The organism is Kitasatospora sp. NPDC001309, from assembly GCF_042896295.1.
Classification (GTDB): Bacteria; Actinomycetota; Actinomycetes; order Streptomycetales; family Streptomycetaceae; genus Kitasatospora.
Map to the genome: position 1 here is coordinate 74,939 of NZ_JBIAXC010000002.1, position 17,486 is coordinate 92,424.

Below are 17,486 nucleotides of genomic sequence, written 5' to 3' on the forward strand. Positions count from 1 at the left end.
GAACGGTCCCGGGGATTCGCGGGGGGTCAGGCGAGACGGTCGAACAGCAGCTGGAGGGCGCCGGTCCCGGGGTGGCGGACGGGGGTGGCCCGGACGCCGAACACCTCGGCCAGCAGTTCGGGGCGGAGCACCTCGTGGGGCTCGCCGGCGGCGACGATCCGGCCGGCCTCCAGCACGTACAGCCGGTCGCAGTGGCCCGCCGCCAGGTTGAGGTCGTGCAGGGCGGTGAGCACCGTCGGCCCGGCCTCGCGGGCGAGTGCCAGCACCTCCAACTGGTGGGCGATGTCGAGGTGGTTGGTGGGCTCGTCCAGCACCAGCAGGCGCGGTTCCTGGACGAGCGCGCGGGCGATCAGCACCCGCTGCTTCTCGCCGCCGGACAGGCTCGGGAAGGCGCGTTCGGCGAGGTGGTCGGCCCGGACCCGGCGCAGCGCGGCGGCGCAGCGCTCCCGGTCCCCGGCGGTCGGGCCGGCGGCGAGGCCGCGCCGGTGCGGCAGCCGGCCCATGGCGACCACCTCGGCCACCGTGAACTCGAACTCGGCGGGGTGCTCCTGGGTCAGCGCGGCCACCCGGCGGGCGGTGTCGCGGGCGGTGAGCGCGTGCAGGTCGTCGCCGCCCAGCCTGACGGTCCCGCCGGCCGGGCGCAGCACCCGGTAGACGCAGCGCAGCAGGGTCGACTTGCCGCTGCCGTTCGGGCCGATCAGTCCGATCACCTGCCCGGCGGCGGCCGTCAGGCTCACCTCGTGGACCAGCCGGGCGCCGGCCAGTTCCACCGAGACGCCGTCGACCCGCAGGTCCTCCGCGCCGGTCGAAGGGGTCGGGGCCGTCATCGCCGGCCTCCGAAGGCCTGGCCGCGGCGGCGCATCATCAGCAGGAAGGCGGGCACCCCGAGCACCGCGGTGAACACCCCGACGGGCAGTTCGGCGGGTGCCAGCAGGGTGCGGGAGGCGATGTCCACCCAGACCAGCAGCAGCGCCCCGGCGAGCGGCGCGATCGCCAGCACCCGGCGGTGCCCGGCGCCGACCAGCATCCGGGCCAGGTGCGGCATCAGCAGTCCGACGAAGCCGATCGCCCCGCTGACGGCGACCACGGTGCCGGTGACGGCGGCGGTGACCACGAACAGTTCCCGGCGCAGCCGGTCCGGGTCGACGCCGAGCGAGGCGGAGGTCTCGTCGCCCATCGCGAGCGCGTCCAACCGTCCGGCGGCGCAGGCCAGATAGGCCAGTCCGGCCAGGACGGTGGCGGCCGCGATCGGCACCGAGCCCCAGGTGGCGCCGCCGAGGCTGCCGAGCAGCCACATCATGGCGTCCCGGGCGGCCTCGGCGTGGTCGGCGGAGAAGACCATCAGGGTGGTCAGGGCGGAGAAGCCGTAGGAGAGCGCGGTGCCGGTGAGCACCAGCCGCAGCGGGGTGAGCCCGTACGCGGTGCGGGCGGCGAGGTAGACCAGCACCATGGCGAGCAGCGCGGAGCCGAACGCGGAGACCGAGATCGCCCACACCCCGAGCGAGGCGAAGGCGCCGAGCAGCAGGACGGCGTTGGCGCCGACGGCGGCGCCGGAGGAGATGCCCAGGACGAACGGGTCGGCGAGGGCGTTGCGCACCAGGGCCTGGACGGCGACCCCGGTGGCGGCGAGCCCGCCGCCGACCACGGCGGCCAGCAGGGTGCGCGGCAGCCGCAGCTCCCAGACGATCGCGTACGCCGCCGCGTCGCTCGCGTCCAGCCGTCCGCCGGTCAGCCCGGCGCCCAACAGTCGCAGGACGTCCGGGAGTTCGATTCCGGAGGCGCCGAGCGCGACGCCGCAGACCAGGGAGAGCAGCAGGGCGGCGGCGAGGCCGAGGGCGAGCGGGAGGGTCGGTATTCGGCGAACGGGGTCACTCACGGGCGGGCGTGCCTTGCCTCGGGCCGCGGGTGTGCCGGGGCGGGCGCCGGCCGGGGTCGGGCCCGGGCGCCTTCCCCTCGCAGTCCACGGCGAGTTGTCGGGAGTTCAGCGGCCGGGGGCGATCGGGCTGGCCCGGCCCCGGGACCGCGGGCCGTGCTCACCGTTGCGGGTCAGCGCCGGATTCTCACCGGACTTCCCCCTCGGACGCCCTGGCAGCATAACAGCCACTCAGGGTAGGCAACCCTTACCGGGGTCCGTTCCCGGGGCGGGGGCACGGGAACGCACGACCGCCCCCGTCCGACGGTGCGGACGGGGGCGGCCGGGTGGCGACGCGTCAGGCTCAGGCCTGCTTGGTCTCCCAGAAGATCTTGTCGACCTCGGCGATCAGGTCCAGCAGGGCCTGGCCGGTGGCCGGGTCGGTGGACGCCTTGGCGGCCGAGGCGGCCTTCAGGGTGTCGTTGATCAGCTGGTGCAGCTGCGGGTACTTCTCGAAGTGCGGGGCCTTGAAGTAGTCGCTCCACAGCACCGAGATGTGGTGCTTGACGGCCTCGGCGCGCTGCTCCTTGATGATGATGGCGCGGGCGCGGAAGTGCGGGTCCTCGTTGGCCTGGTACTTCTCCTGGGTGGCCTTGACCGACTCGGCCTCCAGCTTGGCCTGGGCGGGGTCGTAGACACCGCACGGCAGGTCGCAGTGGGCGTGAGCAGTGGCACGCGGTGCAAACAGACGAGAGAACATGGGAGTCCTTCCTTAGATCGTCTTCCCGCGCCCGAGATTACCCTTCCGGCCTCCGGGTTTCGCGGCCGGGCGGTGGGCCTAGGGCGAAAGACGGACCCGGAACCGGGGTAATCCGGACATCGAACGGATGACGGTCCGTACGGCAGACTGGGGCGGTCGGTCCGGGAGGAGGAGCCATGGCGCGGAGCGCGGAGCCGCAGGGCGGCGGGCAGGGCGGCGCGGTGCCGTTCGGGCTGGTCGACGTGACGGGCCCGTCGATGGTCCCGACCCTGCGCGAGGGCGACCGGCTGCTGGTCCGCTACGGGGCGCCGATCCGGCCCGGCGCGGTGGTGCTGTTCCGGCACCCGTTCCAGCAGGACCTGCTGGTGGTGAAGCGGGCCGCCGAGCGCCGCCCGAAGGGCTGGTGGCTGCTGTCCGACAACCGTCCGGTGGACAGCGACAGCCGCAGCTACGGCCCGGTCCCGGACGAGCTGGTGCTCGGCCGGGTGCTGCTGCGGCTGCGGCCGAGCCCCGCCTGGCTGGCGCCGGGCCGCGGGCTGGAGCGGCTGCTGCTCGGCCCCCGGCTGGCCCGGGTGCCGGGCCTGGCCCGGCGGTTCGGGGTCTTCGTCGACGAGCTCTGAGCCCCGGCCGGCTACTGCCCGGTGCCCAGCGCGGCCTCGGCCTCCAGCCGCTTGCGGGCCCGGTACGCGGCGACGTTGGCGCGGGTCGCGCAGCGGTCGGAGCAGTAGCGGCGGGAGCGGTTGGTCGAGGTGTCCAGGTAGGCGTTGCGGCACGGCGCGGCCTGGCAGATGCCGAGCCGGTCGGCGCCCAGTTCGGTGAGGTGCACGGCCAGGCCCATGCAGGCGACGGCGCTGAAGTGCGCGGTGGCGGTGGGCGAGTTGTCGGCCAGGTGCAGGTGCCAGCGCGGCCGGCCGGCGTCGTCCAGGTAGTCGTGCCCGGAGACCAGCGGGCTGACGGGGTACTCCATCAGCAGGCTGTTCAGCAGGTCGACGGACCGGATCTCGTCCCCCTCGGCGGCGGCCTCGAACACTCCGCGCAGCCTGGTCCGCACCGCCCGCAGCCGGGGCACGTCGGACTCGTCGGCCAGCGCGGCGGCGCGGGAGGAGTCGGAGAAGAGGGCGCGCACGGCGTCCACCGAGGTCAGCGTGTCGGTGCCGCGCTCGGGTTCCTCGGTGTTCACCAGCCGAACGGCGAGGTCGGCGTACGAGGCGAGCTCCACGGCGGTCCTTCCAGTGGTTGCGTAACGGGCCCGGATGGTTCCGGTAACGGGCTGGGCGCTTCCAGCCTATTACCCGGCTGGGGAAAACGTCGGCGCCCGGCAGGAAGTCGTCTGCCGGGCGCCGACCGTACGGGCTCAGAGGACCTTGGAGAGGAAGGCCCTGGTGCGCTCGTGCTGGGGGTTGGTGAGCACCTCGCGGGGGTTGCCGGACTCGACCACCACACCGCCGTCCATGAACACCAGGGCGTCGCCGACCTCGCGGGCGAAGCCCATCTCGTGGGTCACGACCACCATCGTCATGCCCTCCTCGGCCAGGCCGCGCATGACGTCCAGGACGTCGCCGACCAGCTCCGGGTCGAGCGCCGAGGTGGGCTCGTCGAAGAGCATCAGCTTGGGCTTCATGGCCAGCGCGCGGGCGATCGCCACGCGCTGCTGCTGGCCGCCGGACAGCTGCGAGGGGTAGTTCTTCGCCTTGTCGGCGAGGCCGACCCGCTCCAGCAGGGCCATCGCGCGCTCCCGGGCCTCGGCCCTGCTCTCGCGCTTGACCTGGACCGGCGCCTCGATGACGTTCTCCATCGCGGTCATGTGCGGGAACAGGTTGAAGCGCTGGAAGACCATGCCGATGTCGCGCCGCTTGACGGCGACCTCGCGGTCCTTGAGCTCGTGGAGCTTGTCGCCCTTCTGCCGGTAGCCGACCAGTTCGCCGTCCACCCAGAGGCGGCCGCCGTTGATCTTCTCCAGGTGGTTGATGCACCGCAGGAAGGTCGACTTGCCGGAGCCGGACGGGCCGATGAGGCAGAACACCTCGCCCTGCTTGACCTCCAGGTCGATGCCCTTGAGCACCTCGACCATTCCGTAGGACTTGTGCACGTTCTCGGCCCGGACCATCGGCTCACCGGTGGACGCGGAGTCGGTGGGGGTCTTGCTCAGATCGGTCATACGTGACCACCTCCCTCGAGCCCCGGGACGACGTCGGCGGTGGTCTTCGGGGCGGGCTTCCCGGCGAACAGGCCCCGCAGTCGCTGCAGCGGGGTGGGCGGGAGGGTGCGGTTGGAACCTCGGGCGTAGTGGCGCTCGATGTAGTACTGGCCGATGGTCAGCACCGAGGTGAAGAACAGGTACCAGAGGCTGACCACGATCAGCAGCGGGATGTTCTGGTAGTTCCGGGAGTAGATGACCTGGCCGGCCCGGAAGATCTCCTCCAGGGAGATCACGGAGACCAGCGAGGTGGTCTTGAGCATCGAGATGGTCTCGTTGCCGGTCGGCGGGATGATCACCCGCATGGCCTGCGGCAGGACGATCCGCCGCATGGTCTGGAACCGGCTCATCCCGAGCGCGTGGGCGGCCTCGGTCTGGCCCTCGTCGACCGACTGGATGCCGCCGCGGACGATCTCCGCCATGTAGGCGGCCTCGTTGAGGCCGAGGCCCAGCAGGGCGGCGACGAAGGTCGGGATCAGGACGTTGGTCTCGCCGGACCAGAACTCCGGTCCCCACGGTACGCCGATCGACAGCTTGGCCCAGATCAGGCCGAGGAAGTTCCAGAACACCAGCTGCACCAGGACCGGGGTGCCGCGGAAGATCCAGATGTAGACCCAGGCGGTGCCGGCCAGCAGCGGGTTCGGGGAGAGCCGCATCACCGCGAGGATGATGCCGCCGACCACACCCATGAGCATGGAGAGGGCGGTCAGCTCCAGTGTCACGAGCAGCCCGTGCATGATGCTGTCGTGGAACAGGTACTGCCCGACGATGTCCCACTTGAAAGCGGGGTTGGTGAAGAGGGCGCTCAGCAGCATCGCCGCGAGCAGGGCGATGACGACGGCACCCGCCCAGCGTCCGGGGTGGCGGACCGGGACGGCCTTGATGGTCTCAGGCCGTCCCTTCGGCGCCGTCCCCTTGTCCAGAGAGTTCACGGTGTGGCCTCGGGGGAGAGATGAAGCGTACGAGGGGTCAGCTGGTGGCGCCGTTGACGACGGACTTGTCGAGGGCACCGGCCTCGACGCCCCACTTGGTGAGGATCTGCTTGTAGGTGCCGTCGTCGATCAGCGACTGGACGGCGCCCTGGATCGCCGGGGTGAGCTTGGAGCCCTTGGCGAGGGCGACGCCGTAGGGGGCCACGCCGTAGGTGTCGCCGAGCTTCTCCAGCTGCCCGCCGGACTGCTTGATCGCGTAGTCGACGACCTGGGAGTCGGCCATCATCGCGTCGTCGCGGCCGGAGACCACGGCGTTGGTGACGTCCGTCTGGAGGTCGAACTTGTCGCCCTCGTTCTGGATGCCCGGCTTGCCGGCCTTGGCGCAGTCCGGGTTGCGGGTGTCCTTGATCTCGTCGGCCTGAGTGGTGCCGGTCTGGACGGCGACCTTCTTGCCGCAGAGGTCCTTCGGGTCGACCTTGCCCGGGTTGCCCTTCTTGACCGCGATGGCGCTGCCCGAGTTGAAGTAGGTCACCATGTCGACGACCTGCTCGCGCTCCTTGTTGTCCGTGAAGGACGACATGCCGAGCTGGAACTTGTTCGACTGGATGCCGGGGATGATCGCGGTGAAGCCGGAGTCCTGGACCTCGGCCTTGAGGCCGAGCTTGGCGGCGATCGCGTTGGCGAGGTCGACGTCCATGCCGATGACCTTGCCGCTGTCGTCCTTGAACTCGTCCGGCGCGTACGAGGCGTCCGCGCCGACCAGGAGCTTCCCGGCCGACTTGACGTCGGCGGGGACGAGGGCGGCCAGCTTGTCGTCGGCCTTGACCGTGTTCACGGTCGCGGAGGCGTTGGGGGCGCCGCTGCCGTCGCTGCTCTTGCTGCTGCTACAGCCGGTCAGTGCCAGGGACACGGACACGGCAGCCACGCCGGCCGCGAAGAGGCGGGTGCGCTGGGTACGGACGGTCATGAGGGGGATCTCCTCCTGGGGAGAGAAATCGGGCGGAGCGCGCCGCGGGAGCGGCGCACCGGGGCAGCTGGCCGTACGGAGCCGTACGGGTGGTCACTCGCTGTACGTCGTCGTACGTGCGTTGCCGGGTGGTGCAGTTGCCTGGGCGCAGGTGGCCGCCCAGGGTGGTGCGGGTACTGCTTCCGCCACCCTCCGCCGAGGTGGACGTCGACCTGAACCGCCTCGACCGGTGGTCGGCTCGATCCGAGATGGGGGGAATCCTGCCATCTGATGACGGTCAGGTGGCCCTCATCCAGATCAAAATCGGATAACGAGGGCTCGTGCTGTCCGCTATTCGGACGGATCGCGTGCCCCTGTCACCCTGCGTATAAGTATGCAGATCCGGCAGTGGTGTTCCCGGACGCCCCGCCGCTGCCCCGCGGCCCCGCCCGTTCCCCGCTCCCGCCCCGCCGCCCCGGGCGGGTCAGATGCCCCCGTTGACCACCGCGTTCTGCGCCGCGCCCGCGCTCACGTTCCACTTGGCGAGGATCTTGTCGTACTCGCCGCTGCGGATCAGCTGGTCCACCGCCTTGGCCACGGTGTCGCGCAGCTCGGTGTCCTCCTTGCGGACCGCGATGCCGTACGGGTTGGAGGTCGACTTGGCCCCGGTCACCTCGAAGCGGCCCCCGCCGTCCGTGGTCTTCGCCGCGTAGGCGGCCACCGGGAAGTCGTTCAGCCCGGCCGCGGCGGTGCCGGCGGCGACCTCGGCCAGCGCCTTGGCGTCGGTGTCGAAGCGGTGCACGGTCAGCTGCTTGCCGGCGCGCGAGCAGACGGCGACCTGCCGGGTGGCGATCTCGTCCTGGGTGGTGCCCTGCTGGAAGGCGATCGTCCGGCCGCACAGGTCGTCCAGGGTCCGGATGCCCTTGGGGTTGCCCTTCGGGACGACGATCGAGGTCCCGGCGATGAAGTAGTCGACGAAGTCGACGCCCGGGTTGACCTGCTTGCCGTCGGCGTCCAGGCCCTCGCGGCGCGCACGGACGTCGCTGAGCGCGGACATCGCCACGTCGAACTGCTTGCCCTGGAGGTTCGGTATCAGCTTGTCGAAGGGGGTGTCCACGAACTCGACCCGCACGTCGAGGATCCGGCCGAGGGCGGTGGCGAGCTCCGGGTCGAGGCCGGCCGGCTTGCCGTCCGAGCCGCGGAACTCCACCGGCGCGTAGTTGACGTCCATGCCGACGCGCAGCACCCCGGCGGAGCGCTGCGCCTTCGGCAGCTTGCTGCGGACGTCCTTGACCGGGTCGCTCGCGGCGGCCTGCCCGTCACCGCCGCAACCGGTGAGCAGCAGGGCGCCGGCGGCGGCCAGGGCGGCCGCGGCGAAGGCCGGGCGACGGGCGGGAGGGCGGAGAGGCATGAGGGTGCTCCTGAGGGCGGAACCGGGGTCGCCGCGGTGTCGCGCGGGTGTACGCGGAACGGCGGACAAGCGATCCTGCCATCCCGCCCTGCCGGGCCCGGCAGCGGGTGTGTCAGAATTCGGTACCGGGTGACCCCCGAACGCTCGAACCAGACCGACGAGCCCCGACAGGCTCGGGGTGCCCAGGACCGGAAGTCATCACGTGGCTCCGTATCCGGGGCACCGATCCCCTGCGGATCTGCGTTCACACTTGCGGGTGCGCGTGCCTCAGCGCCGTTGCCGCCGCCGGAGCCCGGCACTTCCGACACCGGGCCCCAGCCGACGCGACAGCACGGCGATGAACTGCGCGTGACGAGGACGAAAAGGCATAGGTGCGATGCCTCCGTCCGACCTACGCTCGGCCCGGTAGCACAAGCGGACAACACAAGACCCCATAAAAACCCTCATCCGAGGGCGCCACCCGACGGCAGCGCCCCCGCCCCGACCCCGGGTCCGCTCAGGCGTACCCGGTTTCCGGCTTACGGCCGGGGCGCCCAGTCCGTCGGCCGCGCACCTCGCCGGAAACAATGACGAAGAGGTCATCGTGGCAGCGGAGATCATCAGCAGCACCCAGGACACCGTCGATCCGGTCGACGCCGTTTTCGCGCTCCACCGCGGCGGCAAGATGGAGATCCGGGCGACCGTGCCGGTGCGCGACGCGGACGACCTGTCCCTCGCCTACACCCCCGGTGTCGCCCGGGTCTGCACGGCCATCGCCGAGCAGCCGGAGCTGGTCAACGACTACACCTGGAAGTCCAACACCGTCGCGGTGGTCACCGACGGCACCGCCGTGCTGGGCCTGGGCGACATCGGCCCGGAGGCCTCGCTCCCCGTGATGGAGGGCAAGGCCATCCTGTTCAAGCAGTTCGGCGGGGTGGACGCGGTGCCGATCGCGCTCGCCTGCACCGAGGTGGACGAGATCGTCGAGACGGTGGTCCGGCTGGCCCCGTCCTTCGGCGGCGTCAACCTGGAGGACATCTCCGCCCCCCGCTGCTTCGAGATCGAGCGCCGGCTCCAGGACGCCCTGGACATCCCGGTCTTCCACGACGACCAGCACGGCACCGCGATCGTCACCACCGCCGCCCTGTGGAACGCTGCCAAGGTGACCGGCCGGGAGATCGGCGCGCTGCGGGCCGTGATCTCCGGCGCCGGCGCGGCCGGCATCGCCATCGCCAAGATGCTGCTGGCCGCGGGCATCGGCGACGTCTCCGTCTGCGACCGCAAGGGCGTGGTGTACCGGGGCCGCGAGGACCTGACCGACGTCAAGGCCGAGATCGCCGAGCTGACCAACCGTTCGGAGCTCAAGGGCTCGCTGGCCGACGCGCTGGCCGGCGCCGACGTGTTCATCGGCGTCTCCGGCGGCACCGTGCCGGAGGAGGTCGTGGCGACCATGGCCGAGGGCGCGTTCATCTTCGCGATGGCCAACCCCAACCCGGAGATCCACCCCGAGGTGGCGCACAAGTACGCGGCGGTCGTCGCCACCGGGCGCAGCGACTTCCCGAACCAGATCAACAACGTGCTGGCCTTCCCGGGCATCTTCGCGGGCGCCCTCCAGGTGCGGGCCTCCCGGATCACCGAGGGCATGAAGCTGGCCGCCGCCAAGGCGCTGGCCGCCGTGGTGGCCGACGAGCTGACCCCGCAGAAGGTCATCCCCTCGCCGTTCGACGAGCGGGTCGCCCCGGCCGTCACCAAGGCCGTGGCCGAGGCCGCCCGCGCCGAGGGCGTGGCCCGGATCTGACGCGGTGCCGGGGGAGCGCGCCGGCCACGACGGCCGCTCCCCCCCCCGCGCCCTGCCCTCCCCCCCCCGAGCCGAAGGGGCGCGCCGGTGCCGAAAGGGAGCGACGCAGGAGCGAGGGAGCGCCGACCGTCGGCACCGGGTCGGAGCGCCCCGGAGGCGAGCGGGGGAGCGACAGCCGGGACACGCGTCACACCCACGTGTGGTTCCCGGCCCCGGCCGTCCCGGCTAGTGTCCGGGGCATGTTTGCTGCCTATGCCGCCCGTATCGACGCCGACGACCCGCTCAGCGGGCTGGAGTTGGGCGAACTCCCCGAGCCGCAGGCCCGTCCCGGGTGGAGCGTGGTCACGGTCCGGGCCGCCAGTCTCAACCACCACGACCTGTGGTCCCTGCGCGGCGTCGGCCTGCCCGCCGAGAAGCTGCCGATGATCCTCGGCTGCGACGCCGCGGGCGTCGACGAGGACGGCAACGAGGTGGTCGTCCACTCGGTGATCGGCCAGTCCGGTCACGGGGTGGGCCCGACGGAGCCCCGGTCCATCCTGACCGAGCGTTACCAGGGCACCTTCGCCCAGCGGGTGGCCGTGCCCACCTGGAACCTGCTGCCCAAGCCGGCCGAGCTGAGCTTCGAGGAGGCCGCCTGCCTGCCCACGGCCTGGCTGACGGCGTACCGGATGCTGTTCACCAACGCCGGGGTCAAGCCCGGTGACACGGTGCTGGTGCAGGGGGCCGGCGGCGGGGTGGCGACCGCACTGATCGTGCTCGGCAAGGCGGCCGGCCTGCGGGTGTGGGTCACCGGCCGGGACGAGGCCAAGCGCGAGCGGGCGGTCGGGCTCGGCGCGGACGCGGCCTTCGAGAGCGGCGCCCGGCTGCCCGCCCGGGTGGACGCGGTGATGGAGACGGTCGGCGCCGCGACCTGGTCGCACTCGGTGAAGTCGCTGCGCCCGGGCGGCAGCATCGTCATCTCGGGTGCCACCTCCGGCCCCAGCCCGAAGGCCGCCGAGCTGAACCGGATCTTCTTCCTGGAGCTCAAGGTGGTCGGTTCGACCATGGGCACCAAGGAGGAGCTGGCCGGGCTGCTGTCCCTGTGCGCCACCACCGGGGTCCGTCCGGTGATCGACTCGGTGCTGCCGCTGGCCGAGGCCCGGGACGGCTTCGCCCGGCTCGCCAAGGGTGACGTCTTCGGCAAGATCGTGCTCAACCCCTGACGCGCGGCGGCCCGGCACCCCCGACCAGGGGGCGCCGGGCCCGCGCGGGCGGCCGGGTCAGCCGAGCAGCCGCTTCAACCGTTCGCCGGCGGTGCCCAGCACCGAGCGGGCCTCGGCCAGCGCGTCGGCGCTCACCCCGCCGTCCCGGGCCGCGTCGCGGACCTGGTCGCGGAAGCGGTCGAGCAGCCGCTCCAGTTCGCGGGCGGGGTCGCCGTCCGGATCGGTGCGCGCCCACGGCGGCAGGTCGGCGGTGGCGGTCGGTCCGTCCTGGCTCCTGCCCGAGTCCTCGTTCGAGCCCTTGTCCAGGTCGATCCGGGTGACGGTGACCCGCTCGGAGGACCCGGCGCCCTCGGCCGTCCCGGCGCCCTCGCCGGTCGGGTGGCCCCAGCGGGCCGCGTCGGCCAGCCCGGCCAGGCCCTTGGTCAGCTCGGACAGGCCCTCGGCCAGCCCGGTCGGCCAGTCGCCCTTGGCGGCGTGCTCGCGCACCTGCTGCTCGACCCGGCGCTTGATCCGCAGCGCCTCCTGCTGGGCGGCGGTGCGGGAGGCCTTGGCCTGCTCGCGCAGCCGGCGGGCCTCCTCCTCGGCGGCCTTCGCCTTGGCCTTGGCGGCCCGCTCCTGCTCCCGGGCGCGCTTGGCCTGCTCCTTGGCCTGCCGCTTGAACTGGGCGAACTCCTCCTTGGCGCGCTGCCAGGAGTCGTTGTCGCCCCAGGGCCCGGCCCACGGGTCGCCGCCGGTCTCGGTGCGGTCCGGCCGGGGAGCCTGCTTGGCGGCCTGCCAGAGCTCCTCGCGCAGGTCCTTGGCGCTGTCCCGGACGTCCTCCCGGATCGCCCCGGCGAGCTGCGCCACCGAGTCGTGGATCTCCAGCTCCAGCTCGTCCAACTCGACCTGCCGGGCTTCGAGTTCGGCGCGCCCGGCGTCGGTCAGCTGGTAGACCTTGCGGCCGCCCTCGGTGCTGTGGCTGACCAGGCCCTCCTGCTCCAGCTTCGCCAGCCGCGGGTAGACCGTGCCGGCGGACGGCGCGTACAGGCCCTGGAAGCGCTCCTCCAGCAGGCGGATCACCTCGTAGCCGTGCCGCGGGGCTTCGTCCAGCAGCTTGAGCAGGTAGAGCCGGAGCCGGCCGTGGCCGAAGACGGGGCTCATCTCAGGCCTCCTTGGTGAGGTCGGGGCCGGTGGGCGCGTCGGAGGCGGGGCCGGCCGGGAGCTCCCGGACCACCACGGGGGCGTCGTCCTCCGACTCGGGGCGGCGCAGGACGGTGACGGCGCCGGAGACGGTGGTGACGTTGAGGCTGCCGCGGCCCTCGCCGATCTGGCCGGTGATCTTCTTGGCGCCCCAGGTGCTGCTCATCGTGAGCTCGTCGAAGGTGCTGGAGACGTCGCCGCTGGTGGAGCCGGCCTCGACGGTGGCGTCGGCCAGCGAGGGGATCCGGACCACGACCGGGCCGCTGACGGTGTTGACCTTGACGTCGGTCTCGCCGGCCACGTCGAGGTCCAGGGTGACTGCGCCGGTGACGGTGTTGGCCTGGACCCGGTCGGCGGTGCCGGCGATCACGGTGAGCTGACCGGAGACGGTGTTGACCTTGAGCTGGCCGCCGACCGCCTGGGCGTCCACGTCGCCGGTGACGGTGCTCGCGTCGATCCGGCCGGTGACCCCGGCCAGGGTGGTGTCGCCGCTGGCGCTCTGCACCGAGACGTGGCCGTCGATGCCGCTCACGGTGGCGTGGGCCGACACGGTGCCGACCTTGACCTCGGTGCCGGCCGGCACGGTCAGGGTGACGCCGACCGAGCGCTTGCGCTTGAAGGAGTCGAAGAAGCTGCGGACCGAGCCGACCGACTTGATCCAGGTGCCGAACTCGCCCCAGCTGTTGATGTCCTTGTAGGTGACGGTCAGGACGCCGTCGACCAGCGTCAGGTGCAGCGGGTCGCCGGTGAGGTCGGTGACCTCCAGGCGGGCCGGGCCCTCGGCCGCGACCACGTTCACCGTGCCGTCGATGACGCGCACGTGCAGCGCGCGGACGGCGTCCTCGAACGTGGTCCTGCCCGGCTCCTCGATCGTCCACTGGCTCATCTCTGCCGCCTCCCGTAGCGGATCGCGATGTATCGCGTTCTCTTCCAAAGACGATATATCGCGTGCCGGGAAAAGCAAGCGGTTCCACCCCTGAACCCGGCCCGGAAGCATCCCGGAGCCGTCCCCTACGGGAGACGTGCGAGGGCCCGGAAGGCGGTGCGCCTCCCGGGCCCTCTCACGAGCGGCCGCCGGGGCTCACTCGTCGTCGTCCTCGTCGTCGAGCCGGGCCAGCCAGGTGGCCAGCCGCTCGACCGGGATCTCGAAGTCCGGGTTGAGGTCGACGAACTCGCGCAGGCGCTCGGCGAGCCACTCGAAGGTGACCTCCTCCTCGCCGCGCCGGCTCGCCAGCTCCTCGATGCCTCGGTCGGTGAAGTACACGGTCAGGTCCTCTCTCTCGAATCACGCCGGGCGGTACGCCCGCGGCCCCGCCCCCCTGGTGTCGGGGGGCGGGGCCGCGGGCGTCGGTGGTACTGCGGAGCCTGCGCGCGTCAGAGCGCGAAGATCTCCTCGAGCAGCGCCTGCTGCTCGGCCGCGTGCCGCTTGGCGGAGCCGACCGCCGGCGACGAGGCCGCGGTGCGGGCCACCCGGCGCAGGCGGGCGTCGCCGCCGCTGCGGCCGATGACGACCTGGAGGTGGTCGACCAGGTTCATCGCGATGAACGGCCAGGCACCCTGGTTGGCCGGCTCCTCCTGCGCCCAGACGAACTGGACGTTGTCGCCGTAGCGGGCCAGCTCCTCCTGGAGCTCGGCCACCGGCAGCGGGTAGAGCCGCTCGACCCGGACGATCGCGGTGTCGGTGACCCCGCGCTCGGCACGGGCGGCCGCCACGTCGTAGTAGAACTTGCCGGCGGTGATGACCACCTTGCGGACCTGTGCCGGGTCGACGGTGGTGTCGCCGATGACCGGGCGGAACGAGCCGGACAGGAACTCCTCGGTCGCACTCGCCGCGGCCTTGAGACGCAGCATCGACTTCGGGGTGAAGACGACCAGCGGCTTGTGGTGCGGGTTGTGCGCCTGCCAGCGCAGCAGGTGGAAGTAGTTCGACGGCAGGGTGGGCATCGCGACCGTCATGTTGTCCTGCGCGCACATCTGCAGGAAACGCTCCGGGCGGGCGGACGAGTGGTCCGGTCCCTGGCCCTCGTAGCCGTGCGGCAGCAGCAGGGTGACGCCGGAGTGCTGGCCCCACTTCTGCTCGGCGGAGGCGATGTACTCGTCCACCATGGTCTGCGCGCCGTTGACGAAGTCGCCGAACTGCGCCTCCCACATGACCAGCGAGTTCGGGCGGGTCAGCGAGTAGCCGTACTCGAAGCCCATGGCCGCGTACTCCGACAGCAGGCTGTCGTAGACGGTGTAGCGGGCCTGGTCCTCGGTGAGGTACTGCAGCGGGGTGTAGTCCTCGCCGGTCTTGCGGTCGATCAGCACGGCGTGCCGCTGGCCGAAGGTGCCGCGGCGGCTGTCCTGGCCGGCCAGGCGGACCGGGTGGCCCTCCATGAGCAGCGAGCCGATGGCGAGGGTCTCGCCCATCGCCCAGTCGATGGTGTTGTCCTCGACCGAGGCGGCGCGGCGCTGCAGCTGCGGCAGCAGGCGCGGGTGGACGGTCAGCCAGTCCGGCAGGTTGACCTGCGAGGCGGCGATCCGCTTGACCATCTCCTGGGAGATGCCGGTCTGGATGTTGACCGGGAAGTCGGCCTGCGGCTTGCCGCCGGAGGTCGGGGCGGGCGCCTGGGCGGCGTCGCGGACCTCGGCGAAGACCTTCTCCAGCTGGCCCTGGAAGTCCTGGAGCGCCTGCTCCGCCTCTTCCATGGTGATGTCGCCGCGACCGATCAGGCCCTCGGTGTACAGCTTGCGCACCGAGCGCTTCTTGTCGATCAGGTCGTACATCAGCGGCTGGGTGAACGACGGGTTGTCGGCCTCGTTGTGACCGCGGCGGCGGTAGCAGATGAGGTCGATCACGACGTCCTTGTGGAACGCCTGGCGGAACTCGAAGGCGAGCCGCGCGACGCGGACCACGGCCTCCGGGTCGTCGCCGTTCACGTGGAAGATCGGGGCCTCGATCATGCGGGCCACGTCGGTGCAGTACATCGAGGAGCGCGAGGACGCCGGGGCGGCGGTGAAGCCGACCTGGTTGTTCACCACGACGTGCACGGTGCCGCCGGTGCGGTAGCCGCGCAGCTGCGACATGTTCAGGGTCTCCGCGACGACGCCCTGGCCGGCGAAGGCCGCGTCGCCGTGGATCTGGATCGGCAGCACCGGGAAGGTGGTGCCGCCCTGGTCCAGGATGTCCTGCTTGGCGCGGGCGATGCCCTCGACGACCGGGTCCACGGCCTCCAGGTGGGAGGGGTTCGCGGCGAGCGAGACCTTGATGGTCTCGCCGTCCAGGCCGGTGAAGGTGCCCTCGGCGCCCAGGTGGTACTTGACGTCGCCGGAGCCGTGCATCGACTTCGGGTCGAGGTTGCCCTCGAACTCGCCGAAGATCTTGCCGTACGGCTTGCCGACGATGTTGGCCAGCACGTTCAGGCGGCCGCGGTGGGCCATGCCGATGACGGCCTCGTCCAGGCGGTGCTCGGCGGCGGCGTCGATGGTCGCGTCCAGCATGGCGATCAGCGACTCACCGCCCTCCAGCGAGAAGCGCTTCTGGCCGACGTACTTGGTCTGCAGGAAGGTCTCGAAGGCCTCCGCCGAGTTCAGCCGGCGCAGGATCCGCAGCTGCTCCTCGCGCTCCGGCTTCGAGTACGGCTTCTCCAGGCGCTCCTGCAGCCACTTGCGCTGCTTCGGGTCCTGGATGTGCATGTACTCGATGCCGACGGTGCGGCAGTAGGTGTTGCGCAGCAGGCCGAGGATGTCGCGGAGCTTCATCATCTTCTGGCCGCCGAAGCCGCCGACCGCGAACTCGCGCTCCAGGTCCCACAGGGTGAGGCCGTGGGTGGTGACGTCGAGGTCGGGGTGCTTGCGCTGCTTGTACTCCAGCGGGTCGGTGTCGGCCATCAGGTGACCGCGGACCCGGTAGGAGTGGATCAGCTCCATGACGCGCGCGGTCTTGTTGACCTCGTCGTCGTGGGTGGTGGCGACGTCGGTGGCCCAGCGGACCGGCTCGTACGGGATCCGCAGCGACTCGAAGATCTCGTCGTAGAAGCCGTTCTCACCGAGCAGCAGGCGGTGGATCTCGCGCAGGAACTCGCCGGACGCCGCGCCCTGGATGACGCGGTGGTCGTAGGTCGAGGTCAGCGTCATGATCTTGGAGACGCCCAGGCGGGACAGGGTCTCCGGGGCGGAGCCCTGGAACTCGGCCGGGTACTCCATGGCGCCGACACCGACGATGGTGCCCTGGTTCTGCATCAGGCGCGGCACGGAGTGCACGGTGCCGATGCCGCCGGGGTTGGTCAGCGAGACCGTGACGCCGGTGAAGTCGTCCATGGTCAGCTTGTTGGCGCGGGCCCGGCGGACGATGTCCTCGTAGGCCTGCCAGAAGCCGAAGAAGTCGAGGGTCTCGGCCTTCTTGATGGCCGCGACGACGAGCTGGCGGTCGCCGTTCGGCTTGACCAGGTCGATCGCCAGGCCGAGGTTGACGTGCTCCGGCTTGACCAGGAAGGCCTTGCCGTCCTCCACCTTGTAGCTGTGGTTCATGCCCGGGGCGGCCTTGATGGCCTGGACCAGGGCGTAACCGATCAGGTGGGTGAAGGAGACCTTGCCACCGCGGGCGCGCTGCAGGTGGTTGTTGATGACGATGCGGTTGTCGATCAACAGCTTCGCCGGGACGGCGCGGACCGAGGTCGCGGTCGGCACCTCCAGCGAGGCGTCCATGTTGGTGGCGACGGCCTTGGCCGGGCCGCGCAGCTGCACCAGCTCGGGGCCGGCCGCGGCGGTGGCGGCGGGCGCGGCCGGAGCGGCGGCCTTGGGGGCCGGGGGCGCGGCGGGCGCGGCGGCGAGCGGGGCGGCGGGCGCAGCCGGCGCAGCAGCAGCGGCGGGCGCGGGGGCAGCGGCAGGGGTCGGCGTGGGGCCGGCCTGGGTCGCGGCCTGGGTCACTGGGGTCACCTCGGTACCGGGCTTGTAGTCGGCGAAAAAGTCCCACCAGGCTCGGTCGACCGAGTTCGGGTCCTGGAGGTACTGCTGGTAGATCTCATCGACGAGCCACTCATTGGGGCCGAAGCCAGTGGAGCTTGCCGAGCTGTTGGGGGTTTCAGGGGACTGTGGCGACACGGCGGCAACCGCCCTCTTCCGCTTCCTTTTGGGATGTTTGGACAGCGGGGATTAAGGCTACGCCCCTGACCAGTGATCGCGCAGTCCCCGGGCCCCAGGCGTCGCCCAGATCACAGTCCTGACCTGCAGATTGGCTGAAAAAGTGCGT

15 protein-coding genes and 1 riboswitch are annotated in these 17,486 nt (G+C 71.7%); of the genes, 3 read left to right on the forward strand and 12 right to left on the reverse strand.

Features of this window, described 5'->3' with window-relative positions:
- Window positions 1-26 precede the first annotated feature (26 nt).
- The 3 genes from ACFY2K_RS02605 to sodN form a co-directional block, all read right to left on the reverse strand.
- A complete protein-coding gene (locus ACFY2K_RS02605) occupies window positions 27-827 on the reverse strand; it encodes an ABC transporter ATP-binding protein (RefSeq protein ID WP_387709291.1) in 801 nt (266 codons plus the stop codon).
- Window positions 824-1,876, reverse strand: a complete 1,053-nt coding sequence (locus tag ACFY2K_RS02610) for a FecCD family ABC transporter permease (RefSeq protein ID WP_380403862.1) — start codon at window positions 1,874-1,876, stop codon at window positions 824-826. Before ACFY2K_RS02610 ends, ACFY2K_RS02605 begins: the two co-directional genes overlap by 4 nt.
- A gap of 95 nt (window positions 1,877-1,971) precedes the next feature.
- A riboswitch (cobalamin riboswitch) is annotated at window positions 1,972-2,117 on the reverse strand.
- A 99-nt stretch (window positions 2,118-2,216) separates the two neighbouring features.
- Window positions 2,217-2,612 (reverse strand): superoxide dismutase, Ni, encoded by a 396-nt coding sequence (gene sodN, locus ACFY2K_RS02615; RefSeq protein ID WP_045699892.1) that lies wholly within the window; start codon window positions 2,610-2,612, stop codon window positions 2,217-2,219.
- Window positions 2,613-2,788: 176 nt separating this feature from the next.
- Here sodN and sodX point away from each other — a divergent pair, with 176 nt between their 5' ends.
- Window positions 2,789-3,232 (forward strand): nickel-type superoxide dismutase maturation protease, encoded by a 444-nt coding sequence (gene sodX, locus ACFY2K_RS02620; protein ID WP_380525131.1) that lies wholly within the window; start codon window positions 2,789-2,791, stop codon window positions 3,230-3,232.
- An 11-nt stretch (window positions 3,233-3,243) separates the two neighbouring features.
- On the opposite strand, the gene ACFY2K_RS02625 is transcribed toward sodX, so the two are convergent.
- From ACFY2K_RS02625 to ACFY2K_RS02645, 5 genes are all read right to left on the reverse strand, one after another.
- The gene (locus ACFY2K_RS02625) at window positions 3,244-3,831 is read right to left on the reverse strand and encodes a CGNR zinc finger domain-containing protein (RefSeq protein ID WP_375896623.1); all 588 of its coding nucleotides are present in this window, start codon (window positions 3,829-3,831) and stop codon (window positions 3,244-3,246) included.
- 135 nt (window positions 3,832-3,966) lie between these two features.
- Window positions 3,967-4,770: an amino acid ABC transporter ATP-binding protein gene (locus ACFY2K_RS02630; RefSeq protein WP_375896620.1), complete on the reverse strand. Its 804-nt coding sequence runs from the start codon at window positions 4,768-4,770 to the stop codon at window positions 3,967-3,969.
- On the reverse strand, window positions 4,767-5,741 hold the full coding sequence (locus ACFY2K_RS02635; RefSeq protein ID WP_380525130.1) for an amino acid ABC transporter permease: 975 nt from the start codon (window positions 5,739-5,741) through the stop codon (window positions 4,767-4,769). Before ACFY2K_RS02635 ends, ACFY2K_RS02630 begins: the two co-directional genes overlap by 4 nt.
- 37 nt (window positions 5,742-5,778) lie before the next feature.
- Window positions 5,779-6,708: an ABC transporter substrate-binding protein gene (locus tag ACFY2K_RS02640; protein WP_375896615.1), complete on the reverse strand. Its 930-nt coding sequence runs from the start codon at window positions 6,706-6,708 to the stop codon at window positions 5,779-5,781.
- A gap of 463 nt (window positions 6,709-7,171) precedes the next feature.
- Window positions 7,172-8,098, reverse strand: coding sequence for an ABC transporter substrate-binding protein (locus ACFY2K_RS02645; RefSeq protein WP_387709295.1), 927 nt, complete (start codon window positions 8,096-8,098; stop codon window positions 7,172-7,174).
- Window positions 8,099-8,681: 583 nt separating this feature from the next.
- Between ACFY2K_RS02645 and ACFY2K_RS02650 the strand changes: the two genes are divergently transcribed.
- Entirely contained in the window at window positions 8,682-9,875 is a 1,194-nt protein-coding gene (locus tag ACFY2K_RS02650; protein WP_375896610.1) for an NADP-dependent malic enzyme, read from the forward strand.
- A gap of 239 nt (window positions 9,876-10,114) precedes the next feature.
- On the forward strand, window positions 10,115-11,077 hold the full coding sequence (locus tag ACFY2K_RS02655; protein WP_387709297.1) for a zinc-binding dehydrogenase: 963 nt from the start codon (window positions 10,115-10,117) through the stop codon (window positions 11,075-11,077).
- A 57-nt stretch (window positions 11,078-11,134) separates the two neighbouring features.
- Here ACFY2K_RS02655 and ACFY2K_RS02660 read toward each other — a convergent pair whose 3' ends face one another.
- From ACFY2K_RS02660 to ACFY2K_RS02675, 4 genes are all read right to left on the reverse strand, one after another.
- A complete protein-coding gene (locus ACFY2K_RS02660) occupies window positions 11,135-12,217 on the reverse strand; it encodes a PadR family transcriptional regulator (protein WP_380644744.1) in 1,083 nt (360 codons plus the stop codon).
- A 1-nt stretch (window position 12,218) separates the two neighbouring features.
- Complete coding sequence (locus ACFY2K_RS02665) at window positions 12,219-13,142, reverse strand: DUF4097 domain-containing protein (RefSeq protein WP_375896602.1); 924 nt, start codon at window positions 13,140-13,142, stop codon at window positions 12,219-12,221.
- A gap of 195 nt (window positions 13,143-13,337) precedes the next feature.
- Window positions 13,338-13,520, reverse strand: coding sequence for a DUF6104 family protein (locus ACFY2K_RS02670; protein ID WP_375896601.1), 183 nt, complete (start codon window positions 13,518-13,520; stop codon window positions 13,338-13,340).
- A gap of 110 nt (window positions 13,521-13,630) precedes the next feature.
- Window positions 13,631-17,338 carry a multifunctional oxoglutarate decarboxylase/oxoglutarate dehydrogenase thiamine pyrophosphate-binding subunit/dihydrolipoyllysine-residue succinyltransferase subunit gene (locus tag ACFY2K_RS02675; RefSeq protein ID WP_387709300.1) on the reverse strand — a complete coding sequence of 1,236 codons (3,708 nt, stop codon included), beginning with the start codon at window positions 17,336-17,338 and terminating at the stop codon, window positions 13,631-13,633.
- Window positions 17,339-17,486 lie beyond the last annotated feature (148 nt).

What these genes read in the sequence shown, in the direction of transcription:
- ACFY2K_RS02645 (WP_387709295.1), bottom strand. Translation starts at nt 8,098, where the DNA reads ATGCCTCTCCGCCCTCCCGCCCGTCGCCCGGCCTTCGCCGCGGCCGCC.
- sodX (WP_380525131.1), top strand. Translation starts at nt 2,789, where the DNA reads ATGGCGCGGAGCGCGGAGCCGCAGGGCGGCGGGCAGGGCGGCGCGGTG.
- ACFY2K_RS02640 (WP_375896615.1), bottom strand. Translation starts at nt 6,708, where the DNA reads ATGACCGTCCGTACCCAGCGCACCCGCCTCTTCGCGGCCGGCGTGGCT.
- ACFY2K_RS02660 (WP_380644744.1), bottom strand. Translation starts at nt 12,217, where the DNA reads ATGAGCCCCGTCTTCGGCCACGGCCGGCTCCGGCTCTACCTGCTCAAG.
- ACFY2K_RS02665 (WP_375896602.1), bottom strand. Translation starts at nt 13,142, where the DNA reads ATGAGCCAGTGGACGATCGAGGAGCCGGGCAGGACCACGTTCGAGGAC.
- sodN (WP_045699892.1), bottom strand. Translation starts at nt 2,612, where the DNA reads ATGTTCTCTCGTCTGTTTGCACCGCGTGCCACTGCTCACGCCCACTGC.
- ACFY2K_RS02605 (WP_387709291.1), bottom strand. Translation starts at nt 827, where the DNA reads ATGACGGCCCCGACCCCTTCGACCGGCGCGGAGGACCTGCGGGTCGAC.
- ACFY2K_RS02630 (WP_375896620.1), bottom strand. Translation starts at nt 4,770, where the DNA reads ATGACCGATCTGAGCAAGACCCCCACCGACTCCGCGTCCACCGGTGAG.
- ACFY2K_RS02655 (WP_387709297.1), top strand. Translation starts at nt 10,115, where the DNA reads ATGTTTGCTGCCTATGCCGCCCGTATCGACGCCGACGACCCGCTCAGC.